Source organism: Cobetia marina, from assembly GCF_001720485.1.
Classification (GTDB): domain Bacteria; phylum Pseudomonadota; class Gammaproteobacteria; order Pseudomonadales; family Halomonadaceae; genus Cobetia; species Cobetia marina.
Genome location: NZ_CP017114.1, coordinates 2,810,406 through 2,835,297 on the forward strand (window position 1 = coordinate 2,810,406; position 24,892 = coordinate 2,835,297).

The 24,892-nt window shown below is 64.3% G+C and carries 22 protein-coding genes and 1 pseudogene; 8 read left to right on the top strand and 15 right to left on the bottom strand.

Annotated elements, in window-relative coordinates; all coding sequences use genetic code 11:
* The first annotated feature begins 144 nt into the window (after positions 1-144).
* Positions 145-1,581, top strand: a complete 1,437-nt coding sequence (locus BFX80_RS11790; RefSeq protein WP_084209011.1) for a D-serine ammonia-lyase — start codon at positions 145-147, stop codon at positions 1,579-1,581.
* On the opposite strand, the gene BFX80_RS11795 is transcribed toward BFX80_RS11790, so the two are convergent.
* On the bottom strand, positions 1,558-2,142 hold the full coding sequence (locus tag BFX80_RS11795; protein WP_084209012.1) for a YqaA family protein: 585 nt from the start codon (positions 2,140-2,142) through the stop codon (positions 1,558-1,560). The two genes, BFX80_RS11790 and BFX80_RS11795, sit on opposite strands and share 24 nt — an antisense overlap.
* 150 nt (positions 2,143-2,292) lie before the next feature.
* A complete protein-coding gene (glcC, locus tag BFX80_RS11800; RefSeq protein ID WP_084209013.1) occupies positions 2,293-3,108 on the bottom strand; it encodes a transcriptional regulator GlcC in 816 nt (271 codons plus the stop codon).
* 360 nt (positions 3,109-3,468) lie between these two features.
* Here glcC and glcD point away from each other — a divergent pair, with 360 nt between their 5' ends.
* The 4 genes from glcD to BFX80_RS11820 all read left to right on the top strand — a co-directional run bounded on the left by glcD (position 3,469) and on the right by BFX80_RS11820 (position 8,148).
* Positions 3,469-4,968, top strand: a complete 1,500-nt coding sequence (gene glcD / locus BFX80_RS11805; RefSeq protein WP_084209014.1) for a glycolate oxidase subunit GlcD — start codon at positions 3,469-3,471, stop codon at positions 4,966-4,968.
* A 148-nt stretch (positions 4,969-5,116) separates the two neighbouring features.
* Complete coding sequence (glcE, locus tag BFX80_RS11810; RefSeq protein WP_084209015.1) at positions 5,117-6,319, top strand: glycolate oxidase subunit GlcE; 1,203 nt, start codon at positions 5,117-5,119, stop codon at positions 6,317-6,319.
* Between the two features lie 28 nt (positions 6,320-6,347).
* Positions 6,348-7,673: a glycolate oxidase subunit GlcF gene (glcF, locus tag BFX80_RS11815; protein ID WP_084209016.1), complete on the top strand. Its 1,326-nt coding sequence runs from the start codon at positions 6,348-6,350 to the stop codon at positions 7,671-7,673.
* 67 nt (positions 7,674-7,740) lie between these two features.
* Positions 7,741-8,148, top strand: coding sequence for a GlcG/HbpS family heme-binding protein (locus BFX80_RS11820; RefSeq protein WP_077372671.1), 408 nt, complete (start codon positions 7,741-7,743; stop codon positions 8,146-8,148).
* A 113-nt stretch (positions 8,149-8,261) separates the two neighbouring features.
* Here BFX80_RS11820 and BFX80_RS11825 read toward each other — a convergent pair whose 3' ends face one another.
* Complete coding sequence (locus tag BFX80_RS11825; RefSeq protein WP_084209017.1) at positions 8,262-9,167, bottom strand: LysR family transcriptional regulator; 906 nt, start codon at positions 9,165-9,167, stop codon at positions 8,262-8,264.
* Positions 9,168-9,359: 192 nt separating this feature from the next.
* Between BFX80_RS11825 and mgrA the strand changes: the two genes are divergently transcribed.
* Positions 9,360-10,388: an L-glyceraldehyde 3-phosphate reductase gene (gene mgrA / locus BFX80_RS11830; RefSeq protein WP_084209018.1), complete on the top strand. Its 1,029-nt coding sequence runs from the start codon at positions 9,360-9,362 to the stop codon at positions 10,386-10,388.
* A gap of 172 nt (positions 10,389-10,560) precedes the next feature.
* Here the strand turns inward: mgrA and xylB are convergent, their stop codons facing one another.
* The 11 genes and pseudogenes from xylB to BFX80_RS11885 all read right to left on the bottom strand — a co-directional run bounded on the left by xylB (position 10,561) and on the right by BFX80_RS11885 (position 21,671).
* Positions 10,561-12,078, bottom strand: coding sequence for a xylulokinase (gene xylB / locus BFX80_RS11835; protein ID WP_084209765.1), 1,518 nt, complete (start codon positions 12,076-12,078; stop codon positions 10,561-10,563).
* Positions 12,079-12,102: 24 nt separating this feature from the next.
* A complete protein-coding gene (locus BFX80_RS11840) occupies positions 12,103-12,804 on the bottom strand; it encodes a nucleoside/nucleotide kinase family protein (protein ID WP_307722823.1) in 702 nt (233 codons plus the stop codon).
* Between the two features lie 60 nt (positions 12,805-12,864).
* The gene (locus tag BFX80_RS11845) at positions 12,865-13,707 is read right to left on the bottom strand and encodes an L-iditol 2-dehydrogenase (protein ID WP_084209766.1); all 843 of its coding nucleotides are present in this window, start codon (positions 13,705-13,707) and stop codon (positions 12,865-12,867) included.
* Between the two features lie 26 nt (positions 13,708-13,733).
* Positions 13,734-14,444, bottom strand: a complete 711-nt coding sequence (locus BFX80_RS11850) for an HAD family hydrolase (protein WP_240499560.1) — start codon at positions 14,442-14,444, stop codon at positions 13,734-13,736.
* A gap of 26 nt (positions 14,445-14,470) precedes the next feature.
* Entirely contained in the window at positions 14,471-15,718 is a 1,248-nt protein-coding gene (locus BFX80_RS11855) for an ABC transporter ATP-binding protein (RefSeq protein ID WP_077372662.1), read from the bottom strand.
* A gap of 89 nt (positions 15,719-15,807) precedes the next feature.
* The gene (locus tag BFX80_RS11860; RefSeq protein ID WP_077373218.1) at positions 15,808-16,692 is read right to left on the bottom strand and encodes a carbohydrate ABC transporter permease; all 885 of its coding nucleotides are present in this window, start codon (positions 16,690-16,692) and stop codon (positions 15,808-15,810) included.
* Between the two features lie 31 nt (positions 16,693-16,723).
* Positions 16,724-17,611 carry a carbohydrate ABC transporter permease gene (locus BFX80_RS11865; protein WP_043334545.1) on the bottom strand — a complete coding sequence of 296 codons (888 nt, stop codon included), beginning with the start codon at positions 17,609-17,611 and terminating at the stop codon, positions 16,724-16,726.
* A 198-nt stretch (positions 17,612-17,809) separates the two neighbouring features.
* Positions 17,810-17,857 (bottom strand): annotated as a pseudogene (locus BFX80_RS18305) (hypothetical protein); the annotation flags it as partial.
* Between the two features lie 27 nt (positions 17,858-17,884).
* Complete coding sequence (locus tag BFX80_RS11875; protein WP_077372660.1) at positions 17,885-19,228, bottom strand: ABC transporter substrate-binding protein; 1,344 nt, start codon at positions 19,226-19,228, stop codon at positions 17,885-17,887.
* Positions 19,229-19,936: 708 nt separating this feature from the next.
* Positions 19,937-20,893, bottom strand: coding sequence for a sugar-binding transcriptional regulator (locus tag BFX80_RS11880; protein ID WP_077372656.1), 957 nt, complete (start codon positions 20,891-20,893; stop codon positions 19,937-19,939).
* A 184-nt stretch (positions 20,894-21,077) separates the two neighbouring features.
* On the bottom strand, positions 21,078-21,671 hold the full coding sequence (locus BFX80_RS11885) for a Yip1 family protein (protein WP_077372653.1): 594 nt from the start codon (positions 21,669-21,671) through the stop codon (positions 21,078-21,080).
* A gap of 289 nt (positions 21,672-21,960) precedes the next feature.
* On the opposite strand from BFX80_RS11885, the gene dctP reads away from it, so the two are divergent.
* Together dctP and BFX80_RS11895 are read left to right on the top strand one after the other, a co-directional pair.
* Positions 21,961-22,956, top strand: a complete 996-nt coding sequence (gene dctP / locus BFX80_RS11890) for a TRAP transporter substrate-binding protein DctP (protein WP_167593030.1) — start codon at positions 21,961-21,963, stop codon at positions 22,954-22,956.
* 163 nt (positions 22,957-23,119) lie between these two features.
* The gene (locus BFX80_RS11895) at positions 23,120-24,115 is read left to right on the top strand and encodes a TRAP transporter substrate-binding protein (RefSeq protein ID WP_170877354.1); all 996 of its coding nucleotides are present in this window, start codon (positions 23,120-23,122) and stop codon (positions 24,113-24,115) included.
* A 110-nt stretch (positions 24,116-24,225) separates the two neighbouring features.
* Here BFX80_RS11895 and BFX80_RS11900 read toward each other — a convergent pair whose 3' ends face one another.
* Positions 24,226-24,864, bottom strand: coding sequence for a LysE family translocator (locus BFX80_RS11900; RefSeq protein WP_084209020.1), 639 nt, complete (start codon positions 24,862-24,864; stop codon positions 24,226-24,228).
* Positions 24,865-24,892 lie beyond the last annotated feature (28 nt).

Here is a 24,892-nt window from a genome sequence, read left to right on the forward strand (position 1 = left end):
GAAGACGCATGAGTCGGCTCGCATCATGTGCAGGGCCGAATGTGCAGGCCCGATTGATCACGAGACATGTCGGGCAAGGACGCGCTAGCCTGAGGCCTGTTCCCCATTGCTGCGCAATCGAGCCCCCCATCACAAGGACATCGCATGTCTGCCACGCCCCATGATCTGAGTGCCCTCACCCTGCATCATCCGGAAATTGCCACTCTGAGGGCTCGCCGGGAAATCAGCTGGCTGAACCCCGGACGACTCGACATCACGCAAGCGCAGGCCTCGCCGGCATTGCAGGCAAGTGGCGTGGGCGAACAGGATATCGAGGCTGCCGAGGCGCGCCTGGCACGTTTCGCGCCCTGGATTGCCGAGGCCTTTCCTGAGACGGCCGCCGCGTCAGGGCGCATCGAATCACCGCTGGTGGCAGCGCCCAGCTTGCAGCAGGCGCTGGGCGAGTCCCTTGCCACGCCTGATACCTCCCATGCCTCCGGGCAGACACTCCCCGGCCGCCTGATGATCAAGTGTGACCATCAACTGCCGATCTCAGGGTCCATCAAGGCACGTGGTGGCATCCACGAGGTGCTCAAGCATGCCGAGCGTCTCGCCATTGACGCAGGGCTTGTGCGTCTTGATGACGACTATCGCACCTTCGAACACCCCGCGATTCAGGCACTGCTGGCCAACCAGCGGATACTGGTGGGCTCCACCGGCAACCTTGGACTCAGCATCGGGATCATGAGTGCCCGACTCGGCTTTCGCGTCACCGTCCACATGTCGGCGGATGCCAAGCAGTGGAAGAAGGACCTGCTGCGCTCGCGTGGCGCAGAGGTCGTGGAGCACAGCGGCGATTACAGCAAGGCGGTCGAGGCTGGACGCCGGGAGGCGCAGCAGCCAGACGCCCACTTCATCGATGATGAAAGCTCGCGGGATCTGTTCATGGGCTACGCCACGGCAGCCAGCCGCCTCGCGCGGCAGCTCGAGGATCAGGGGATTGCCGTGGATGCCCGCCATCCGCTGTGCGTCTACCTGCCGTGTGGCGTCGGCGGCGGCCCGGGCGGCGTGGCCTACGGCCTCAAGCAGGTCTTCGGTGACGCCGTGCACTGCTTCTTCGCCGAGCCGGTCAATTCCCCCTGCATGCTGCTGGGCATGTTGACCGGGAAGCATGACGGCATCGCGGTGGAGGATATCGGACTGGACAATCGCACCTGTGCCGATGGCCTGGCGGTGGGGCGCGCCTCGGCCTTCGTCGGACAGGTGATGGCACCGCTGCTCAGTGGCATCTACACCCTGTCGGATGACAGCATGCTCGAATGGCTGGCGCTGGCGCATGACAGCGAAGGGCTCAAGCTTGAGCCGTCGGCGCTGGCCGGGGTGCCCGGCATCATCCGCGTGCTGCGCAATGACGCCCCCGAGTGGCACGCCTGGCGAGCGGCTGTCGGGCTGGATGACGGCGAAGTGCAGGCCAGCACCACCCATGTCATATGGGCCACCGGCGGCAGCATGGTGCCCGATGAGATCTGGCAGGCCGACTATCAGCGTGGCAAGGCGTTGCTGGCGACTGCCGGCAGATCAGGCGATGAACGCCTGCCATAACCACACGCCCGTCAGGGTCAGCCCGATCACGCCCAGCGGGCGTGAATAGCGTTGCCAGAGGGCCATCGCCTGATCCTCGACCAGTGCCACCAGGGCCGCCAGTCCGAAATAGCGCACTCCGCGCCCGACCAGTGCCGCCAGCAGGAACAGCCCGACCGGATACCCGCTGGCACCGGCGACCAGCATGGCGCTCTGGAAGGGAATCGGCACGATGCCGATCAGCATGATGGCGAGGAAGCCCTGCTCGCTGAAGCGCTGCTGGAAGGCTTCGAAGGCCTGCTGACCGCCGAAGAAGCTGATCAACCCATCGCCCCACGCCGCCAGTGCATAGGCCCCGAGATAGAACCCCAGCAGCGCCGCGGTGAGGTTGCCGGCCAATGCCACCGCGGCCACTCGCCAGCGGCGCTCGGGATGGCGCAGCATCCACGGGATCAGGATGACCTCGATGGGAATCGGGATCAAAAGGGTTTCCAGCATCGAGGCGATGAACAGCCACAGCATGGCGTGGCGGGATTGATTGAGGCGGTCGAGCCAATCACTCGCGGAAGAGAGTTTCCACATGAAGGCAGCACGTTGTCCTGAATGATGAGCTGACCACTTTGCCTTGAGTCCGCCCCGCTTGCCAGCCTGGCCACACGCCTGACCTCGAAGCCTGTTCTCAAGGCCAGCTCTCAAGATCAGCTCTCAAGGCCAGCTCTCAAACCCTGCGCGCTACTCGAAGCCTTCCAGACGCATGGCAGAGCGGATGAGCCGCTCATCTTCCGCTTCCAGCTCACGCAGACTGTCGCGAATGCCGTGCAGGTGGTCCAGCGCCGCTCTTTCGGCAGCGTCCGGCTGCTGGTCCATCACCGCACGATAGATGGCCGTGTGCTGAGCATTGATCTGGCCGCGGGGAATCGGCCGATGGTAGAGATTGCGCAGCGAGGCGAACACCGAGCTGAGCAGCAGGTCATTGATGCCCTTGAGCGTATGCACCAGCACCGGATTGTGGGATGCCTCACAGATGGCGTGGTGAAAGGCGTGGTCGTGACGCGCCAGCTGCTGGGCATCCGGCAGCGCCTCATCGCCCTGCGCTGAGGACGGAAAGTCCGGCGAATACTCGCGCACGCAGGCCGCCATTGCCTCGTAATGACGCCGGATCAGTACTCTATCCGCCGGCGTACCCCGCTGGGCGGCCAGTCGCGCCGACTGCCCCTCCAGCAGCGCGCGCACCTCGAGCAGGTCATACAAGGTGCGCGGCTGGTCCCGAAACAGGTGCATCAACGGACTGATATCGCCGCTCGGCAACAGCTGAGCGACGCTTGAGCCCTTGCCGTGGCGAGTCTCGATGATGCCCTTGCCACGCAACAGCCTCAGCCCCTCGCGCAGCGAGGCGCGTGAGATACCCAGTCGCTCACAGAGCCTGCGTTCCGAAGGAATCATCTGCCCCGGCTTGAGCACACCATCCAGTATCAACTGCTCGAGGCGCGCCGCCGCATGCTCCGGCGCACGCTGCTCACCGCACGCCATTCTCTCTGACACCTGCATCCCTGCCCCTCCCCTGATGAACCGGCCGAGCCAGCCCGGCTGGCCTCTCCCGGGGTGCTCGTCTCTCGTCTGCCGCTCGCCTGCCCACATGCGGCAAGGAGACTGCCGCCTTTCTCACTGGTCAGACCACGCTCTCTACCCTAGCGAGCTCTCCTGTCGCCAGCGACACCCGATGACATGAACTAGACGAATGTCTGGTCAGACCACTGTGGCTTCGCATGGACAAGGCGCAGCCCTCACTGCCAGATTGGAGACACACCCGCGCGTCGTGACCTGCACACCCGACACGCCTCATGCATCACCGGCGCAATGGACACCCGACACGGCATCGCGAGTACCGGACTCTCCTGGAGGCATGGCATGAATATCCTGTATGACCCGACGCTGGATGGCCCTCTCCCCCAGCACGAAAAGTCCCGGGTACTGGCGCACCTCACCACGCTGCTGCCCGACCTCACCCTGCTGCATCGCGAAGAGGATCTGCATCCCTTCGAATGTGATGGACTGGCGGCCTATCGCGTCATGCCGATGCTGGTCGCGCTGCCCGAGCGTGTCGAACAGGTCGCCGCCCTGCTGCGCGAATGCCACTCGCTGGGGGTTCCGGTGGTCACGCGCGGTGCTGGCACTGGCCTTTCCGGCGGCGCCTTGCCGCTGGAACAAGGCGTGCTGCTGGTGATGTCGCGCATGGCGCGCATTCTCGAGCTCGACCCCGATGCGCGTACCGCGCGCCTGCAACCCGGGGTGCGCAACCTGGCCATTTCAGAAGCTGCCGCCCCATACGGGCTCTACTACGCGCCGGACCCCTCCTCGCAGATCGCCTGCTCCATCGGCGGCAACGTGGCCGAGAATGCCGGCGGCGTGCACTGTCTCAAGTACGGCCTCACCGTGCACAACCTGCTCAAGCTCGAGGTGCTGACCATCGAGGGCGAGGCGATGACGATCGGCGCCGACAGCCTCGACTCCCCCGGACTGGACCTGCTGGCGCTGATGACAGGCTCCGAAGGCATGCTGGGCGTGGTCACGGAAGTCACGGTGCGTCTGCTGCCCCGCCCCGAGACGGCCAAGGTGCTGATGGCAAGCTTCGCCGATATCGACAAGGCCGGCCGTGCGGTGGGCGACATCATCGCCTGCGGCATCATCCCCGGCGGGCTCGAGATGATGGACAACCTCGCCATCCGCGCCGCCGAGGACTTCATCCACGCGGGCTATCCGGTGGAGGCCGCGGCCATCCTGCTCTGCGAGCTGGATGGTGCCGAGGCCGATGTCGTTGATGATTGCGCACGGGTTCGCGAGGTGCTGGAACGCGCCGGTGCCACCGAGATCCGGCTCGCCCGTGATGAGGCCGAGCGCGCGCGCTTCTGGGCCGGACGCAAGAATGCCTTCCCTGCCGTGGGCCGCATGTCGCCCGATTATTACTGCATGGATGGCACCATCCCGCGCCGCGAACTGCCCGCTGTGCTCAACGGTATCGCCGAACTCTCGCGCCAATCGGGGCTCGCGGTGGCCAATGTCTTCCATGCCGGTGACGGCAACATGCACCCGCTGATCCTGTTCGATGCCAACAAGCCCGGGGAGCTTGAGCTGGCCGAGGAGGTCGGCGGCAGGATTCTGGAACTGTGCGTGGCCGCCGGCGGCAGCATCACCGGCGAACATGGCGTGGGCCGCGAGAAGATCAACCAGATGTGCGCGCAGTTCAATCACGAGGAGATCAGCGTCTTCCATGCCGTGAAGGCCGCCTTCGACCCCACCGGGCTGCTCAATCCCGGCAAGAACATCCCGACGCTGGCGCGCTGTGCCGAATTCGGTGCCATGCATGTGCATCACAACCAGCTGCCACATCCGGAGCTTCCGCGCTTCTAGACAGCTGCCGCATTTCTGGACAGCTTGCGCGCGTCTGGACGGTTTTTCTCGGTTCTGGACAGCTCGCACATTTGCCGCCACCAGACCTTCTGCCACCTGATTTTCGCCACTTCATAGCCACTTCATCGCCACTTCATAGAGATATGCCATGCCAGAGCCAGATGATTCGCTCCAGGATCAGGTGCCAAGCCATGCCGAGTGCGCCACACCTGCCGCCAGCCAGCACACGCAGGAACACGATGCCAGTGAGGCACTTTGCGAGCAGGTCCGCGCCGCCCATGAGGCGAGACGCCCGCTGCGCATCGCCGGCAGTGGCAGCAAGACCTTTCTCGGCCGTGAAGTGGCTGCCGAGGAAGTACTCGACATGCGCACGCACCACGGCATCACCCACTATGACCCCGTGGAGCTGATGGTCTCGGTACGTGCCGGCACACCACTGGCGACGTTGGAGGCCGTGCTCGCCGAACAAGGCCAGCATCTGAGCTGCGAGCCGCCCCACTTCGGCCCCGCAGCGACCGTCGGCGGCACCCTTGCCTCTGGACTCAGCGGCCCACGCCGCCCCTGGAGCGGCAGCCTGCGCGACCTGGTACTGGGCACGCGCATCATCAGTGCCGACGGCAAGGCGCTGCGCTTCGGCGGCGAAGTGATGAAGAACGTGGCGGGCTACGACCTCTCGCGCCTGATGTGCGGTGCCCAGGGCACGCTGGGCGTGATCAGCGAAGTCTCGCTCAAGGTGATGCCGCGCCCGGTGGCGAGCGAATCGCTGTGCCTGGAGCTAAGTCTCGCCGAGGCGCTGACTCGCCTGGATGCCTGGGGGCGCACGCCGCTGCCGGTCACGGCGACCAGCTGGCATGACGGTCGCCTCACCCTGCGCCTGGAAGGGGGCGAGCGTTCGGTCCAGGCCGGGCGCGAGCAATTGGGCGGCGAGGTGTTGATGCCTGACCAGGCATCGGCGCACTGGACCGAGTTGCGTGAGCACCGCCTGCCCTTCTTCACCGCGCGTGCGCCACATCAGGCCCTGTGGCGACTGTCCTTGCCGCTGGCACTGGATCACGTCGAATGGCAAGCCGCCGTCAGCGAGCTGCTGGGTCATCTTGAGGACGCCGACCTGCTGTGTGACTGGGCAGGCGCCCAGCGCTGGCTTTACAGCGACGCCCCCGCTGACAGGGTTCGTTCGCTGGCCAGCCGGCTGGGTGGCCATGCCATCTGCTACAGCCCGGGAGCCGTCGCTGCCGAGGACAGTCCATTGATGCCACTGGCCGCCATCAATGCACGTTATCACCTCCAGCTCAAGCAGCAGCTGGATCCTCACGGCATCCTCAATCCCGGTCGTCTATATGCCGAGATGTGATTCACTTCATGACGGGAGACGCACCTGAATGCAGACCCACTTCAGTGACGCCGCACTTGCCAGGCCGCACATCCAGCGAGCCGACAAGGTTCTGCGCAGCTGTGTACATTGCGGCTTCTGCAATGCCACCTGCCCGACCTATCAGCTGCTGGGCGATGAGCGCGATGGACCGCGTGGACGCATCTATCTGATCAAGCAGCTGCTGGAAAGCGATCCCGAAAGTCCCGACGAGGCAGTTCGCGAGCAGGCAACGCAGATCACCCGCGAGACCCAGCAGCATCTGGATCGCTGCCTGAGCTGTCGCAGCTGCGAGACCACCTGCCCGTCAGGCGTGCAATATCACACCCTGCTGGATATCGGCCGTCAGGAACTGGAACGGCGTGTCGGACGCCCCTGGCGTGAGCGCCTGCTGCGCGCCGGGCTGCGCCATGCGCTGGTCGAACCTGCTCGCTTCAAGGCCTTGCTGGCACTCGGGGTGCGCTTCCGCCCGCTTGCGCCGGGCGCGCTGGCCGACAAGATCCCGCTGGCCCGCGAGCACGACCGTCACGCTGAGCACCCGGCCGGCCCCGTCACCGCGACGCCTTCTGATCAGGCGCTTTCGCGCCAGGTGCTGATGCTGGAGGGCTGCGTGCAACCGGGTCTGGCTCCCAACATCAACGCCGCCACCGCCCGCGTGCTGGCGCGCTTCGACATCGGCGTCACGCCGATCCGCGAGGCCGGCTGCTGCGGCGCCATCGACTATCATCTCAACGCCCAGCAGGCCGGTCGCGCGCGCATGCGTGCCAACATCGATGCCTGGTGGCCGGCCATCGAGGCGGGAGCGGAGGCGATCGTGCAGACCGCCAGTGGCTGCGGCGCCTTCGTCAAGGAATATGGCGAGATGCTGGCCGATGACCCGGACTATGCTGAGCGCGCCGCGCGCGTCAGTGCCCTGGCGCGTGACATCGTCGAGGTGCTCGGTGAGGAGATCGCCCGCGATGACCGACCGACACTTTCCGCCGCCTCCCCCGACCCGCAGCCGCTGGCCTTCCACTGCCCGTGCACCCTGCAACATGCCCAGGGTCTGGGCGGTGAAGTGGAGAAGATATTGCGCGCGCTGGGCTTCACCCTGACCCCGGTCGCCGAGGGGCATCTGTGCTGCGGTTCCGCCGGCACCTACTCGATCACGCAACCGGAGTTGTCACGCCAGCTGCGAGACCGCAAGCTTGAGGCGCTGGAGGCCAACGGGCCTGCGCGCATCGCCACTGCCAACATCGGCTGTCAGACGCATCTCTCGAGCGCCGGACGCACGCCGGTAAGTCACTGGATCGAACTGGTGGATGACGCCCTGCCCGAGACGCTGCCGCAGGCATGACGATTCACCATTATTGTTACTCTTGCTGTCACTTTCACTCACTCGCACCACTTGCCAAGGAAGCCCGATGATCACTCGCCACGTACTGACCCTCGCTGACGTCAATCAGATGCTGGACGCCGCCCAGAAGGAAGCCGAGACCAACGGCTGGGCCGTTTCCATCGCCGTTGCCGACGATGGCGGCCACCCGCTGGGCCTGCGTCGCCTGGACGACACGCCGGCGATGACCGGCTACTTCGCCCAGCAAAAGGCCAAGAGCGCTGCCCTGGGGCGCCGCGAGACCCAGCTGTTCGAGGACTCCATCAACGGCGGACGCACCGCCTTCCTGTCAGCGCCGGAGCTGGAAGGCATGCTGGGCGGCGGCGTGCCGGTGATGGTCGAGGGCCAGATCGCCGGCAGCATCGGCGTGTCCGGCGTCAAGCCGGAGCAGGATGCCCAGATCGCCAAGGCTGGGGTCGCCGCACTGGGTCTCTGAGACCCAGCCAGCCCGAATAAACAGCCTTTGCCAGCCTGAAGAAAAAGACCGCCGCGCCAGTCATGGTGCGGCGGTCTCTTGTTTTATACCCGATCTGCGCCTGGGCCTTTCATTCACGCACTGCAAGGCGGCATGGCGGCTTCCACCGCCGCCATGAAGGCGCGCAGCTTGCCCGACTGCGGCAGGCGCTGGGGATAGAGCATGTAGATGCTGTTGGGCTCGCCCTCCTCGTGCGCCAGCAGACGCACCAGACGCCCCTCGGCCAGCTCACGATCCACCAGGTAATGAGCGACCCGGATGATGCCGGCGTGATCCAGCGCCTGCTGCTTGAGCAGACGATGATCATTGATCGCCAGTCCGCCAGCGGGGCTTACCTCACCACTGGCCAGCGGCCAGCCGGATTGCCCGGCCCAGCGGTGGCAACGGTGGTCGGCAAGTGCTGCGGCCGTGTGAGGGGTGCCCTGCGCCGCAAGGTACTCGGGCGAGGCACAGCAACAGTGGACGTAATCCAGCAGGCGCCGCGCGATCAGGTTGTCCGGTGGCGTGCGCGTGGCGCGAAACGCCACGTCAAACGGTTCGCGCGTCAGATCATGACTCTCGTAACTGACGTCCAGGCGCAGCTCGACCGCCGGGTGGCGGGCCTGGAAGTCATTGCAGACCCCGATCAGATAACGCTCGGCAAACAGCACCGGCGCCGTGATGCGCAATACGCCGCTGAACCCCTGTCGCGGGTGCTCCCTCCCATGCTCGAGGTCGTGCTCGAGGTCACGCTCCAGTGCCAGCAGCTCGCTGCGCACGCCTTGCATGCGCTGGCGGATACGCTCGCCCTCCTCGGTCAGGCGCACCGCCCGCGTGGTGCGAATCAGCAAGGGCGCCCCGATATCGTGCTCAAGCCGCCGCACCTGCTCGGAGAGATGGGCGCGCGAGATGCCCAGCACCCTGGCCGCCTGCGTGAAGCTGAGCGATTCCGCCACCTGAGCGAACAACATCAGGCGCTCTACCTGCTTGTGATGCTGCATCCAGCCTGCTCCTCATGCCAGCTACTAGGGATTGGAGGGATCGAGCCTGCCACAGCATTGTACGTTCTGGCGAACAATCTATTCGTTCGCATGTGCTTATCAGACCGACAGACGCGACCTAGACTGAAGGTGTCATCCGAGGTCATTTCCTCCCTGAGACATCCCCGCCTTCACTCGCGAAAGGACTCCGCCATGCGCTATACCCCGGCTGAAGATCGCTACGAACGCATGCAATACCAGCGCTGCGGCAAGAGCGGCCTCAAACTGCCCCGCCTGTCACTGGGGCTTTGGCACAACTTCGGCAACAACGCCCATGAAGACAATGCGCGCGCCATCTGCCACACCGCCTTCGATCTGGGCATCACCCACTTTGATCTGGCCAACAACTACGGGCCGCCCCCGGGCAGCGCCGAGGAAATGTTCGGCCGCATGCTCAAGCGCGACTTCGCCGGCTATCGCGATGAGATGGTGATCTCCACCAAGGCGGGCTATTACATGTGGCCTGGCCCCTACGGCGAATGGGGCAGCCGCAAGTACCTGCTCTCGAGTCTGGATCAGAGCCTCAAGCGCATGGATCTCGATTATGTCGACATCTTCTACTCGCACCGCTTCGACCCCGACACGCCGCTGGAGGAGACGATGGGGGCGCTGGACAGCGCCGTGCGTTCCGGCAAGGCGCTCTATGCGGGCATCTCCTCCTACAATGCCCAGCGCACCCGTGAAGCGGCCGCCATCCTGCGCGAGCTGGGCACGCCGTGCATCATCCATCAGCCCAGCTACTCGATGATCAATCGCTGGATCGAGGAAGACGGCCTGCTCGACACCCTCGATGACGAGGGCATCGGCTCCATCGTGTTCTCGCCGCTGGCCCAGGGCGTGCTGACCGACAAGTATCTGGGCGGCGTGCCAAAGGACAGCCGCCTGGCACGTGGCGGGGCGATCAAGGAAGACCACCTCACCGAGGACAACCTGGAGCGGGTGCGCGCCCTCAATGCCATCGCCGAGCGGCGTGGCCAGTCGCTGGCGCAGATGGCGCTCGCCTGGGCACTGCGCGGCAACCGCGTCACCACCGCACTGATCGGCGCCAGCCGTCCACAGCAGGTCAGTGATTGCGTCAAGGCGCTGGATCACCTCGACTTCACCCAGGCGGAGCTTGATGAGATCGACCGCTACGCCGTCGATGGTGGCGTCAATCTGTGGGCGCGCTCGTCCAATGCATAAGCTCGCACGCATAAGCTCGCATCCAAGTTCTCGCTCAAGCACTCAATTTAGAGCCTGATAGCGTACGTATGAGCTAAGACTGATGCAGTGAAGTGCCTGAAACACATCGCCCCCGCCGAGTGAGTCTCGACGGGGGCGATGTTGTCTGGCTTGAAGCGCTGATGGCAGGAATTCAGCCGCCGGTGGGAATGCCGTGCTCGCTGGCCAGCAGCGCGCGGTAATCGGCATAGCCCTTGCGGTAGGCGGCCACTCCCTCGGGCTGGGGCTGGGTGTGGGTCGTCAGGTCCAGCGCCACCAGCCGATCACACAGCGCCTTCAGCGTCTCGCTGCGTGGCCCCTCTCCCTGCGCGTCCCGCTGGCGCAGACACCAGCCGGCCTGAATGGCGGCGCCCAATGCGGCGGCCTCGGTCACCTGCGGGCAGACCACCTCGAGGTCGAGAATGTCCGCCAGCATCTGACGCCACAGCGGGCTCTTGGCACCTCCCCCCACCAGCCGAATCTGGCGCGCCGCACTGCCCAGCGGCCCCATGCACTCAAGCGCGTAGCGCAGGCCGTAGCTTGCGCCTTCCATGGTCGCGCGGCACAGGTTGGCCGGGGTGGTGTTGCGGCTGTCCAGCCCATGGAAACTGGCCTGGGCACGCGGCAGCATCGGCACGCGCTCGCCATTGAAGAACGGCAGGATCTGCACGCCCTCGGCCCCGGGAGGCGCGCTTGCCACCTGCGCGGAGAAGGTATCGATGTCGAAGCCGAACATCTCGCGCACCCGCGTGGTGGCAGAGGTGACATTCATGGTGCACACCAGTGGCAACCAGCCGCCATCGCTGGCGCTGAAGGCAGCCACCTGAGGGTCACAGCCCTCGGGATACTGAGCTGACCACGCGCATACCGTGCCGGAGGTGCCCATGCTCAGCGTGACGCGCCCCGGCGCGATGTTGCCGGTACCGATGGCGCTCATCATGTTGTCCCCACCACCACTGGAGACGGCGACATCCGGGCGCAGCCCGAAGCGCGCGGCGATCTCAGGCCGGATATACCCGGCGGGCTCATGGGATTCGATGAGTCTGGGCAACACGCGCTGCGCGTCCAGTTCCGGGGCGATCTGCGCGAAGACATCCTGATGCCAGCAGCGGCGCCGGGTATCGAAATAGCCGGTGCCCGAGGCGTCGCCGTATTCGGCGACATGCTCCCCGGTCAGCCAGAAATTGAGATAGTCATGCGGCAGCAGGATGCTGGCGATGCGCTGATAGCGCTCGGGATGCTGCTCACGCAGCCAGGCGAGCTTGGAGGCGGTGTAACCGGTCTGCAGCACCAGTCCCAATGCCTCCAGACAGCCCGCCTCTCCGCCCAGCGCCTCGACCAACGCGGCGTTATGCTCGCGGGTCTCGGTATCACACCACAGCTTGGCCGGATAAAGGGGCACGCCCGCCTCATCCAGCACCACCATGCCATGCTGCTGACCGGACACGCCGATCGCCTCGATGCGCAGCGGCTCCAGCCGCGAGGTGGTCAGTGCCTCATCGAAGGCACCTTCCAGCGCGGCGACCCAGTCGAGCGGGTCCTGCTCACGGCGCCCGTTGGCCCCTTCCTGCAGCGCATGACTGCGCTGGCCCTGGGCCACGATCCGCCCGGAGTCCGGGTCGAGAATCACCACCTTGGTGCTCTGGGTACCACAGTCAACGCCGACCCACATGCGGCTCTCCTTGCCATCCATCATTCAGCTGTCATCCGCGTCGGGGCCGATGGGGTCGTTCGCCAGACGCCAGCGCCAGTCGGCGTTGAGCGAGTCCTGCTTGATCAGATGCGCATTGAGCATGTCCTTGTGATGGGTACGCTCATGGGCACCCCGCGCATCCTGGCCCATCTCGCGCCAGCGATGCAGCAGGCGCGGCACCAGGACCTCATCCTCGATGTCCAGGAAGATGCGGATGTCGAACAATTCCAGCAACGCATCCCAGGGCGCGTGGCGCAGCAGCAGATAGTTGCCCTCGACCAGCACGATGCGATGACGGGGCTCGACCACGCGGCCTCCGGCACGCGCCAGATCCAGCGGGCGGTCGAACACCGGCACGGCCACCGGGCCATCATCGGCGCGCACCCTGACGAGGTCGTGATAGAGCCCGCGCGCATCGAAGGTCTCCGGAGCGCCCTTGACGTAGAGCAGCCCCAGAGGGGCCAGCACGGCGTTGTCGTAGTGATAGCCATCCATCGGCACCACCACGGCGATGCCGGGTTCCAGCGCGTTGAGGGTCTCGCACAGGGATTCCGACAGCGTCGACTTGCCCGCCGCCGGCGGACCGGCGAGGGCCACGATGGTACGTGTGCGCTGACTGGAGGCATGTTCCGCCAGCACACGGCTGGCCATGTCGTCCAGTGAGGGCGACATGTGGGCCAGGCGAGAATCGGGTAAAGATGTCACGTGACTACCTCATTCATGGATGCACACCGCTTGCAGCAGGACGGAAGGTGTCTTTCATCCTTAGCTCATCCAGTTGCCACCGTCGACATTGAGTGTCTGGGCGACGACGAAATCGCTGTCTTCACAGGCCAGGAATACCGCGGCGCCGGCATGGTCATCCGGCAGCCCCATGCGCCCATAGGGCACAGCCTCCCCGACCAGCCGCTTCTTCTCTCCCAGCGGGCGCTGTTCGTGATGGGCAAACAGCGCATCGACCTGATCCCACATCGGCGTATCCACCACACCCGGCGCGATGCCATTGACATTGATGCCATGGCGGATGAGATCAAGCCCGCAGGACTGGGTGAGACTGATCACCGCCGCCTTGGAGGCGCAATAGGCGCTGACCAGCGCCTCACCTCGCCGCCCTGCCTGCGAGGCCATGTTGATGATCTTGCCGCCCTGCCCGCGCTCGACCATCGTCCTGGCCACCGCCTGCAGGGTGAAGAACAGCCCTTCGACATTGACCGCCAGCTGGTGGCGCAACATGCCTTCGCTGACCTCAAGCACCGGCGCCATGGCGAAGACGGCCGCATTGTTGACCAGAATGTCGATCGGGCCCAGCTGGGCCTGCACGCACTCCAGCATGCTCTGACGCGAGACGCTGGAGGTCACGTCCAGCGTCACCGCCAGCACCCGCGCCTGCGGCCCGGCCCGTGCACGCAGTCGCTTCGCGGCACGCTCGGCCGCCTCGCCATTGATGTCCGCCAATGCCACATAGGCACCTTCCGCGACATACCGGGTGGCGATGGCCAGACCGATGCCTCCCGCACCGCCCGTGACCACGGCCACCTTGCCCTTGAGCCTTGCACTGCGGGACACCGGCGACGTCACGGAGTCACTGTCAGCGCGTCCAGAAGCCATGTGCATGTGTCACCCCCTGACGGTGCTCATGTGGCGCTCAGGTCGCTGGCCTGTCCAGCATGCAGCTGGCGAATCAGACCGTTGACCTCTTCCATGGTCGCACAGCTCTGCCAGGCACCCGCCTCCTGCTGACGCTGCGCATGCCCCGGCGGAATATGTCCGGCACCGGTAAAGCCGATCACGCGCAGACCGGCCGCGACCGCCGCGCTGACACCGGCCAGGCTGTCCTCGACCACCACGCATTCCTCGACATCACGCCCCAGCTGACGCAGTGCCAACTGATAGACATCCGGCGCAGGTTTCGGCCGTGCGACCTGCTCGGCCGTGAACAGCGGCACCTTTCCCAACCAGCGATCCAGACCCGTGGCGGCCAGCGAGGCACGCACTCGTCGCTCGGCGCTGTTGGAGACGATCGCCACCGCCAGACCCCGGGTCATCAGCTCGCCCAGCAGTTCCGCCATGCCCTGGATGGGCGCAAGCTCACTGGCCAGACGCGACTCGATGGCGTGATCGATGCGCTCCATCGCCTGCGGCGGCAGCGTGTGTGCGCTCATGGCCTCCAGATGCCCCAGAATGGCATCAGTGGTCATGCCCAGCGCCGCACGCAGCTCCGCCTCGGTATCCAGGTCCGGCAGCCATTCCCCCAGCTGACGTGACAGCACCTCCTCCGCCAGTATCTCGCTGTCCACCAGCACGCCATCACAATCGAAGATCACCTGCTGCAAGGGTGTACTCATGTCGGCCTCCTCCTCGGGCTTCCCGTTCATGCGCGGGCTGCCTGTGCGGCACCGGCACTGGACAGTGAATTGTCCTGGCGCGTCAGGCTGGTCAGCGGGTGACGGTTGAGATTCTGCAATGCCAGGCCCGCGGCGGTGAACAGGTGCGCACGCTCGGTCTCGAAGCCGTAGCGGATGCGGTCTCCCACACGGCTGTCGACGTCGCCATCCGCCATCAGAATCCAGCCGCTGTCGGACTGCTCGTCAGACTTGAGGCCGCCGATCGGCGCATCGCCGGAGCCGTCCGGGGTCGCCAGATAGAGCGACGTCACCCCGCCCAGACGCTCGATGACCTGAATCTGACCCGTGAACGGGCCATTCTCATCGAGCACCAGATGCTCCGGCCGCACGCCCAGCGTAAGAGTATCGCCGACACACACCGAGGCACCGTCTTCCGTCTGACTCACGACCGGAATCAGGTGCTCACTGCCATCCGGCAGACGCACCGTGACCCCTTCGACCGCCACGGAGGTGACGGTGAGGTCGAGGAAGTTCATCTTCGGTGAGCCGATGAAACCGGCCACGAAGCGATTGCGCGGGTGATGGTAAAGCTCCATCGGCGAGCCGACCTGCTCGACCACACCGCCCTGCAGCACGACGATCTTGTCAGCCATGGTCATGGCCTCGACCTGATCGTGGGTCACGTAGATCATGGTCGCCTTGAGCTCGGCATGCAGGCGCGCCAGTTCGATGCGCATCTGCACGCGCAGCGCGGCGTCCAGGTTGGAGAGCGGCTCATCGAACAGGAAGATGCTCGGGTTGCGCACGATGGCACGCCCGATGGCGACACGCTGACGCTGGCCACCGGACAGTGCCTTGGGCTTGCGATCCAGCAGCGGACCCAGTTGCAGCACCTCGGCGGCCGCGTTGACCTTCTCGGCACGCTCTTCCTTGGAGACGCCGGCGAGCTTGAGGCTGAAGCCCATGTTCTCGCCCACCGTCATGTGCGGGTAGAGCGCATAGCTCTGGAAGACCATCGCCAGGCCGCGCTCGGCCGGGCCGACATCGTTCATGCGATTGCCGTCGATCAGGATGTCACCGGACGTCGCGTTCTCGAGACCGGCGATCATGCGCATCAGCGTGGACTTGCCGCAGCCGGACGGGCCGACGAAGACCACGAATTCCTGGTCCTTCACTTCCAGATCGACCCCCTTGATGACCTGGGTCGTCGTGGCGCTGGCGCCGCTGCCGGAGGTGAATTCCTTGACGATGTTCTTGAGCGTGAGTGTGGACATGGGAGGTTTCCTTATCCGCACCTGCCCTCGGGCAGGTGATGGCAAATTTGGGTGGCATGGCATCGAGGCGACATGCGTATGGCGCGCCGTTACTTGACGGCACCGAAGGTCAGGCCGCGAACCATCTGCTTCTGGGTCATCCATCCGAAGATCAGAATCGGCGCGATGGCGAGCGTGGAAGCCGCGGAGAGCTTGGCCCAGAACAACCCTTCAGGACTGGAGAAGGAGGCGATGTAGGCAGTCAGCGGTGCGGCGTTGGAGGTGGTCAGGTTCAGGCTCCAGAACGCCTCGTTCCAGCTCAGGATCACGCACAGCAGGCCGGTGGAGGCGATGCCCGGCAGGGTCAGCGGCAGCAGCAGATGGAAGATCTCCTGCAGCGTGCTGGCGCCGTCCATGCGTCCGGCCTCCAGAATGTCCTTGGGAATGTCCTTGAAGAAGGTGTAGAGCATCCAGACCACGATCGGCAGGTTCATCAGCATGTAGATGATGATCAGGCCGGTACGGCTATCCAGCAGCCCCAGATCGCGGAAGATCAGGTAGACCGGCAGCAGCACGCCCACGGACGGCAGCATCTTGGTGGAGAGCATCCACAGCAGCGTGCCCTGGGTGCGCTTGGTGGGCAGGAAGGCCATCGAGTAGGCGGACGGAATCGCGATCAGCAACGCCAGCAGCGTGGCACCCAGCGAGATCACCACGCTGTTGAGGGCATACTTGAAGTAGTCCGCACGCGCCTGGATCTCGATATAGCCCTCGATGCTGGGCGTGAAGAACAGGCTCGGCGGCGTGGCGATCGCCTCGGCCTCGGTCTTGAAGCTGGTGAGGATCATCCAGAAGATCGGGAAGAACATCACCAGCGCGATGGTCCAGGCCACCAGGGTCAGGACAAGTTTCTTGTTGATCACGCTGCGGCGCGCACGACTGGCGCTCACTGCTGCGCTGGCGGCGGCCACGGAATTGGAAGTTGAAGTCGACATCATTGAGTCTCCCTGTGGTGAGCGCTTGTCATCAGTTCTCGAGATTCTTGGCGACGGTACGCACCAGGAAGAAGGCCACGATATTGGCCAGGATGATGGCGATCACGCCACCGGCGGAGGCACCCCCTACATCGAAGTCCAGCAGGGCGCGGATGTAGATCAGGTACGCCAGGTTGGTCGAGGCCAGCCCCGGACCACCGGAGGTGGTGACGAAGATCTCGGCGAAGATGGTCAGCAGGAAGATCATCTCGATCATCACCACCACGCTGATGGCACGCTTCAAGTGCGGCAAGGTGATGTAGAAGAAGATCGCTACCGGCCCTGCCCCGTCCATGCGTGCCGCCTCGACCTGGTCGTCATCCAGTGACTGGATGGCGGTCAGCAGGATCAACACCGCGAACGGCAGCCACTGCCAGGTGACGATGATCACGATGGAGGTCAGCGGCAGGCTGGCGAACCAGTCGATGGCCGGCAGGCCGAACAGCCCGGCGACCCAGGCCAGAATGCCGTTGACCGGGTGCATCATCATGTTCTTCCACACCAGCGCACTCACGGTGGGCATGATGAAGAACGGCGCGATCACGAACAGACGCGCGACGCCACGCCCGAAGAATTCCTGCTGCAGCAATACCGCCAGCAGCGTACCGCCGACCACGGTGGCCACCAGCACCCAGCCCACCAGCAGCAGGGTATTGCCCATGGCCGTCCACAGGGACGGGTCGGTCAGCAGATAGTAATAGTTGTCGACGCCGGCAAAACCGGACACCGACGGCATCATCAGGTTGTAACGCTGGAAGGAGAACCACAGGGTCATGACCAGTGGTACCAGCATCCACATCAACAACAGGCTTACGGCTGGGGCTTGCAGCGACAGGGTTCGCAATCCCCCGACGGTGCGTCCGGATGCTCTCGTGCGCATGGTGAGTCCTTCGATACGGTGAGGAAGTCCGGCAATGCGGTGGGCTTCAGGCCGAGGCTCCCCGTGCCACGCCGCGAGGGCGTTGCAGAAGTCTCGAGAGGAAGAGGTTGCCGCGGGTGCCGGACGGGCTCCCGCCGTGCTTCGAGTCAATTCGAGTTGAGGCTCAAGGCAAGGCGGGAGGCCGTTGGAACATTCAGGTCAGATCAGACCAGATCCTTTGAGATCACAGCCGTTGAGATCACAGCCGTTGAGATCACAGCCGTTGAGATCAGATCAATAGCCCGACTGGCGCATGGTGCGCTCGGTGGAACGCTGGGCGGAGGACAGCGCCTGCTCGACCGACATCTGGCCCGCCAGCGCCGCGGCGATCATCTGACCCACCTGGGTACCGATGGACTGGAATTCCGGAATGGTCACCATCTGCACGCCGACATACGGCACCGGCTCAAGCGTCGGATCGGTCGGATCAGCACTGGTGATGGCGTCCATCACGAAGCCGGCGAAGGGTGCGGCGTCCTTGTAGGACTGATTCTCGTAGGTGGAGACACGGGTGCCCGGCGGAATGCTGGCCCAGCCTTCACGCTCGCCGACCAGATTCACGTATTCCTGGGATGTGGCCCAGGTGATGAAGGTCTGGGCGGCATCCTTGGACTTGGAAGACTCAGGAATGGCCAGTGCCCAGGACCACAGCCAATGCGAGCCCTTCTCCGTCTTGGCGATCGGCGCCGGCGCGAAGCCCAGCTTGTCAGCCACGGAAGATTCCTTCGGGTTGTAGAGCTTGCCGGCTGCGGACGTGGCATCGACCCACATGCCGCACTTGCCGCTGGAGAACAGCGCCAGGTTCTCGTTGAAGCCGTTGGAGGTCGCCCCCGGCGGGCCGTACTTGCCCATCATGTCGACGTAGAAGTTGATGGCCTCGCTCCAGGCCGGCGAGTCCAGCTGCGGCTCCCACTCCTCATTGAACCAGCGGCCACCGAAGCTGTTGACCATCGTGCCCAGCACCGCCATGTTCTCGCCCCAGCCCGGCTTGCCACGCAGGCAGATACCGTAGACGCCTTCATCCGCGGAGTTGAGCTTGGCGGCCCAGTCGTTGACCTGTGTCCAGGTCGGCTGCTCCGGCATCTCGATACCGGCCTTCTCGAAGAGGTCCTTGCGGTAGTAGAGCATGGAGCTCTCGCCATAGAACGGCAGCGCGTAGAGGCCCTGGTTCTCGCCTTCGGTCAGGCTCAGACCATCACGCACCGGCTTGATCAGGTCATCGACCTGATAGTCGTCCGGCAGATTGTCGAGCTTGGTCAGCCAGCCGTGCTTGGCCCAGATAGGCACTTCATAGGTACCGATGGTCATGACATCGAACTGGCCACCCTGGGTCGCGACATCGGTGGTCAGGCGCTGACGCAACACGTTCTCTTCCAGCACCACCCAGTCGAGAGTGATATCCGGATGCGCCTTCTCGAATTCGCTGGTCAGGCTCTGCATGACCACCATGTCGGCGTTGTTGACGGTCGCCACGGTGATGGTCTCGGCACTCACCTGTGCGCTGAGCGGCGCGATGGCGGCGACGCTGGCGAGCGTGAGCAGATGACGGCGGGGCTTGGTGATGTGAGGTAGGCGCATGAGGGCACTCCATCGGGCGTTATTGGCATTGTTCTTTTCGAGGGTAGCGGCACCTGAGGCACCGATACCTTCCCATCTACCGGTCTGGTGCTCGAATGTCCTGGCGAGACATCTCGGCACAAATACGTTCGATCAAAACGTCATTCAGTGAACAAATGATCGGATCAGACCTTTGAAAAAGCAAACTCTGAAGCGCTATACCTTGGGCTATACCACCTTGGGATCTGATCCTTTGGGTGTAGACCGATAGCCGGCATGACCTCTGAGCTTGCGACCCGATCAGCCTATACAGATATTAGCGTTAAACGAAACAACGTAGCCCTTGATCGAGGCGGAATCCGCCGCCATTGAGTCGAACAATCCTGCCGGAATGTCTGACAAGAGATGGCAGGTTTCGCAGCAAAAGCCGTGGGCCAGACGAAGGAAGGAGAGAAAGAAAGAGAAAGAGAAAAGAAGGTGAGAAATAAGAGGGAGAAAAAGAACAGAAATGGCGGCGTGAGGGTTGTGTGCATCCCCCAGGCATCGCGCCAGCAAGACAACGCCAGACACTGCCCCCGCCCTGCTCCCGACGACTCGCTCGGCGCCTTGTACGGCGTCTATTCACGAGAGCCTGTCATCGGGAGCCTGTCGTCGAGCGCAAGCCGTCAGCAGAACGCCATCAGAATGCCCCCATCACTCTGAAGCCATTCGAAGGCAGCCGTCCCCTGCTCAGTCCTTGAGTGCCGCGCAGACCCGCTGGGCGGCCACCTCATCGATGATCAGCCCCTGCAGCCAGCCACCGCGCAATGCACTCAGAATGGCCGGCACCTTGTCGTGCCCGCCCGCCAGCCCGATCAGCGGCTGTGCCTTGAGCGAGGTCAGCGGCACGCTGGTGATTCGCTGCGCCAGCGGGCAATCGATCAGCTGCCCATTCATGTCCAGCGGCCAGCCCATCAACTCGCCCACGGCACCGACTTCCATCAACTCATCGCGCTCGGCGGCGCTAATGAACTGATCCTGGAACAAGGTCGCCTGGGCATCGAGTCGCCCGATGCCGATCATGCCCACATCGGCCTCGCAGGCGACGCTGAACACCGCCTTGACCAGACTCTGACTGAGCAGTGACTCCTTCTCCTCGACACTGGCCGCCACCACCGGCGCGGGCAGCAGAAAGCGGTCCGCGCCGATCTTGTCCGCCAGCAGCATCACGCCGTCATAGCGGTTCGAGGAGCCATTCAGAGCGACATTGCCAACCAGCGACACGATACGATGCTGGGGCCGCTCACTGCGGCTCAGGGCTTCCACCGCCGCACGCACCGCGCGTCCGGTACTCAACGAGATGGTCTGTGGCTGCTGTCGACCGAGATAGAACGACAGGCGCTCGGCACCGGCCACCGCGAGATACTCCGCAATGCTTTCCGGCGACTGGGTGTCCGAGGGCACCACATCGCAGAAGCTCAGACCGAATCGCTCCACCAGCGCATCCGACAGCGCCATGCTGCTGGCCACGGGGTGATCGATGGAGATCTTGACCAGGCGTTCCTGACGCGCCAGCGACAGCAGGCGCTGTATTCCCGGGCGAGAGACCCCAAGCTGGGTGGCAATCTCATCCTGGGTTCGCCCTCCCACATAGGACAACCATGCGGCACGCGCAGCCTGCTCCAGTCTCAGCTCAAACTTGTCCATGCGCTTTCTTCCACACTGTCTATTGAGTCCAACACTTTCCACGCCGCTGCCGCCGAGCACAAGAGTCACGGACCAACACGGTCACGAAACGGCGACGCCCCGCCGGTGAAGGCGAGGCGTCGAAGGTGTGTTTTCTCGAGCAGTTGGCATCACGTCACTGACATCGGGGTCGTTGCCTCACGGGCTACATGAACCAGCGTGCGCCGTACCCCCACAGCAGCACGGTCACCGCCAGCAGTCCTTCCAGCACCAGCACCCCGATCCCGAGCGTGGAGCCGGTGACCAGAAAGCCTTCCTTGTTGGAGATGTCCAGCAGTGGCGGGATGCCCAGATACAGCAGATAGGCGCTGTAACACAGGCCGATGGTACCGGCGAGAATGCACAGCCAGATGATGGGATACAGCGCCACCAGACCTGCCAGGAACATCGGCGTGGCCACATAGCCTGCGAAGATGATGCAGCGACGACGACTGGGATGGCCCGAGAAGCGCTGCGACAGCAGGTGTATGACGGTGCCCATGAAGGCGATCGCCGTCAGGATGGCGATGTAGAAGGCGATACCGGCATAGAAGGCATCGAGGGGTTCCAGCAGGATGGCGTGGCCTTCCGTCAGGCTCCAGCCGACCTGGGTGGTACCGATGTAAGCGCAGATGACAGGCACCAGCGCCATGAGCAGCACATGATGTGCGTAGAGGTGGGTGATGGATTCGTGTTCCTTGCGGATGGTCTGCCATTCCCGTTGCGGATGTGCCATCAAGCCCCATACGTGGGTCAGCATGTGGTCTACCTCCCGTTGACAGTCGTCGACAATCCGGTCATGCGGTCCCGGCGCGGAATTCGTGTCAGGGCAGTTGCACGGCCTTGTTCTGAGCGTAGACCACATTGCGTCAACTGGCAGTTCAACGCCCGTTGCGCCGCCCTGAACCCTGCGTTGGTGCAGGGGAAAGGAGAGCGGCGGCTTGCGTTGACCGAAACACCAACGGCAAGGGAGGCGCGAATGAGAGATACTGGATGTATCAGACACAACGGATGGATGACGACACATGCCAACTGGACAGCGCTCAAGCATGAAGAGAGTGCTCGGAGTGATCCTTGCCCTGGGTCTGGCGCCAATGGGCGCGGACGCCCGGGCTGACTCGGTCGAGCTGACCATGAGCCGGGAGTATGGCCCCCAGACCATGATGGGGCAGCGTGCCCAGGCATTCGTCGAGAAGGTGGCCTCGCTCAGCGAGGGAGAACTGGTGATCCATTTCGGTGAAGGCCCGCTGACTCGCCTGCGGTCAGTGAATCATCTTGAAGCCATCAACGCCGATATCATTCAACTGGCGGACTCCCACAGCGGCGCCCTCGCCACCAGCATGCCGCTGTTCAGCATCAGCTCACTGCCCACGCTGGTCGACAATCCGCGCCAGGCCCGAGAGCTCTATCGCCTGGCTCGCCCGAGTTACGAGGCACTGCTGGCGCGCCATGATCAGATTCTGCTCTACGCCCTGCCCTGGCCTCCCAGCGGACTCTGGTCGCGCAAGCCGATCGCCGAGCGCCAGGACCTCCAGGGGCTGACCGTGCGTGCCTATGACCGCAATACCCAGCGCGTGCTGCTGAACCTCGGCGCCATCGCCAGCGTGCTGAGCTGGGAGCCGATGCAACAGCAACTGGCCGAAGGCCGCATCGAGGCCGTGATGACCTCGGCATTGGGCGGTCTGACAGCCGAGCTCAACCGCACGCTGGATCACTACACCGCCCTGCAATACGCCATGCCGCTCAATATCGTGCACATGAGCCAGGCGAGATTCGAGGCCCTCGACGCCCCCCAGCGCGAGGCGCTGCTCACCGCCGCGGCAGAGATTGAAGATACCAGCTGGGACGCCATCGCCGGCATCCTGGAAGAGACGCACGCCCAGCTTGAACACGCGGGCGTGACTGTCCGCAATCCCCTCACGCCTGATCTCAAGCAGTCACTTTCCCGCGCCAGCATCAGCGTGATCGAAAGCTGGCGCAGCAAGGTAGGCCCGAAGGAAAACGAATTGCTGGATCACTATCTTGACGTGCGCTCCACGCTCTAACGCCGCCACGCTCTCCAGTCCGCCCAGGTGTCTCGCGGCACCCGGGCATGAAGCGCGAGCCATTCGGTCTGGCGGATCAGCCCCGAGCCGAGGGCCGTGGGAGCGCCCTCGAGTGTCCCGATGCCGGACACCCGGAATGACAACAACGAGAAAGGCCCCCTCCATGACGCCATCCTCTCCTCTGCGCCGATTCCGTTCGCTCATGGCGCTCACCGCGCTGTTGACGACCCCCCTTGCCCAGGCCCAGACGACGCTCAGCATGAGCAGCGACTACGAGCCCGATACCCTGATGGGCCAACGCGCAGCAGAATTCAGCCAGGAAGTCACCAGGCAGTCCGATGGTGATCTGGCCCTGACGCTGCGCTCGGACATTCGCTCGGCCAGTCACCTGCAGGCCACTTCCGCCGGCGTCATCGACATTGCCGCGACGCTGAGCGGTGCCCTCGCCGAGGAGATTCCCTTCTTCGGCATCTCGTCGTTGCCGGCCATCGCCTACAACCTCAAGGAAGCGAACCGTCTCTATCAGCTCGCCAAGCCCCGCTATCGCGAGCTGCTCGAGGACCACCACCAGATACTGCTGTTCGCGCTGCCATGGCCCCCAAGCGGCCTGTGGAGCACTCGACCCATCGCCGATGGTGATGACCTCAAGGACATGCCGATTCGCACCTATGACCGCAACACGCAGCGCATCCTGCTCAATCTGGGGGCCGACCCGCGAGTCATGAGCTGGGGGGAACTCAAGCCCCTGCTCGAAGCTGGCAGCATCCACGGCGCCCTCACCTCCGCCATGGGGGGTGTCAGCGCGGAGCTCTACCGGTACATGCCCAATTTCACGACGCTCAACTACGCCATGCCGCTCAATATCGTTCACATGAATCGTGACAGCTTCGATCGTCTCGACAAGCGCCAGCAGACGGCACTGCTCGCTGCTGCGAAGGCAACGGAAGAAAACGCCTGGGCATCTGCTGAAGCCGTGCTCGCCGAGGCCTATACCACCTTGCAAGCCAATGGCGCCCGCCTGATCACCCCTGCACCGCCGGCACTCCACCGTGACCTGGAAGCCGCCAGCCAGCATGTCTTCGATAGCTGGAAGCAGAAGGTGTCACGTCAGGACGGCAACCTGCTCGAAGAGTATCTGGAATCACGCCCTGAACGCTGAGCCTTAAAGCACTGATGATCAACAGGCTCCAGACACGACAACGGCACCCTCGGGTGCCGTTGTCGTCTTCGTGCGCTTCATGTCTTGTGCAATGGCAGCCAAGGCTCGGCTCACCGATGCGACGCCGCCAGCCCCGCGCCGGCCACGACGAACAGACTGCCCGTGGTGCGATTGAACAGCCGCACGCGCCGGTGGCTATCAAACCAGCGACTGATGCTGGAACCCGCATGGGCGTAGGTGCTCATCGTCAGCAGGTCCACCACCAGCCAGGTCAGCGCCAGCACCACGAACTGGGGCAGCTGCGGCTGAGCCATGTCGATGAAGTTGGGGAACAGCGCGCCGAAGAACAGCAAGTCCTTCGGGTTGCTGATCCCGATACCGAAGCCCTTGCGGCACAGTTGCCAACGCGTGGCTCTGGCGCGGGTCTGCCCGTCTTCCCCCACGGCGCCGAACACCACCGGCTGGGATGGCGCCCGCCAGGCCTGGATGCCCAGATAGATGAGATAGAGCGCCCCGACGATCTTCAGCACTAGAAACCCCGTCTCCGACGCCGCCAAGGCCGCACCGAGGCCCAGCGACGACAAGGCCATCAACACCAGTGACGCCGCCGCCCCGCCCACCACCGTCGCGAAGGATCGGCGTCGACCGTGCCGCAGGCCATGATCCATGCACAGCAACGCAACCGGTCCGGGAAAGGTGATCAAGGCGATGATGACGCTGACATATGCCAACCAGACGGTGAGTTCCACTGGGGGTTCCTTGTCGTTCAACGAGTGA

Excerpts from the sequence above, each read along its gene's own strand:
- glcC (WP_084209013.1), bottom strand. The coding sequence starts at position 3,108 with ATGCAGGTGTCAGAGAGAATGGCGTGCGGTGAGCAGCGTGCGCCGGAG.
- glcF (WP_084209016.1), top strand. The coding sequence starts at position 6,348 with ATGCAGACCCACTTCAGTGACGCCGCACTTGCCAGGCCGCACATCCAG.
- BFX80_RS11875 (WP_077372660.1), bottom strand. The coding sequence starts at position 19,228 with ATGCGCCTACCTCACATCACCAAGCCCCGCCGTCATCTGCTCACGCTC.
- BFX80_RS11850 (WP_240499560.1), bottom strand. The coding sequence starts at position 14,444 with ATGAGTACACCCTTGCAGCAGGTGATCTTCGATTGTGATGGCGTGCTG.
- mgrA (WP_084209018.1), top strand. The coding sequence starts at position 9,360 with ATGCGCTATACCCCGGCTGAAGATCGCTACGAACGCATGCAATACCAG.
- BFX80_RS11860 (WP_077373218.1), bottom strand. The coding sequence starts at position 16,692 with ATGTCGACTTCAACTTCCAATTCCGTGGCCGCCGCCAGCGCAGCAGTG.
- BFX80_RS11855 (WP_077372662.1), bottom strand. The coding sequence starts at position 15,718 with ATGTCCACACTCACGCTCAAGAACATCGTCAAGGAATTCACCTCCGGC.
- BFX80_RS11790 (WP_084209011.1), top strand. The coding sequence starts at position 145 with ATGTCTGCCACGCCCCATGATCTGAGTGCCCTCACCCTGCATCATCCG.
- xylB (WP_084209765.1), bottom strand. The coding sequence starts at position 12,078 with ATGTGGGTCGGCGTTGACTGTGGTACCCAGAGCACCAAGGTGGTGATT.
- glcE (WP_084209015.1), top strand. The coding sequence starts at position 5,117 with ATGCCAGAGCCAGATGATTCGCTCCAGGATCAGGTGCCAAGCCATGCC.
- BFX80_RS11845 (WP_084209766.1), bottom strand. The coding sequence starts at position 13,707 with ATGGCTTCTGGACGCGCTGACAGTGACTCCGTGACGTCGCCGGTGTCC.
- BFX80_RS11795 (WP_084209012.1), bottom strand. The coding sequence starts at position 2,142 with ATGTGGAAACTCTCTTCCGCGAGTGATTGGCTCGACCGCCTCAATCAA.
- BFX80_RS11895 (WP_170877354.1), top strand. The coding sequence starts at position 23,120 with ATGACGCCATCCTCTCCTCTGCGCCGATTCCGTTCGCTCATGGCGCTC.
- BFX80_RS11820 (WP_077372671.1), top strand. The coding sequence starts at position 7,741 with ATGATCACTCGCCACGTACTGACCCTCGCTGACGTCAATCAGATGCTG.
- BFX80_RS11885 (WP_077372653.1), bottom strand. The coding sequence starts at position 21,671 with ATGCTGACCCACGTATGGGGCTTGATGGCACATCCGCAACGGGAATGG.
- glcD (WP_084209014.1), top strand. The coding sequence starts at position 3,469 with ATGAATATCCTGTATGACCCGACGCTGGATGGCCCTCTCCCCCAGCAC.
- dctP (WP_167593030.1), top strand. The coding sequence starts at position 21,961 with ATGAAGAGAGTGCTCGGAGTGATCCTTGCCCTGGGTCTGGCGCCAATG.
- BFX80_RS11880 (WP_077372656.1), bottom strand. The coding sequence starts at position 20,893 with ATGGACAAGTTTGAGCTGAGACTGGAGCAGGCTGCGCGTGCCGCATGG.
- BFX80_RS11825 (WP_084209017.1), bottom strand. The coding sequence starts at position 9,167 with ATGCAGCATCACAAGCAGGTAGAGCGCCTGATGTTGTTCGCTCAGGTG.
- BFX80_RS11865 (WP_043334545.1), bottom strand. The coding sequence starts at position 17,611 with ATGCGCACGAGAGCATCCGGACGCACCGTCGGGGGATTGCGAACCCTG.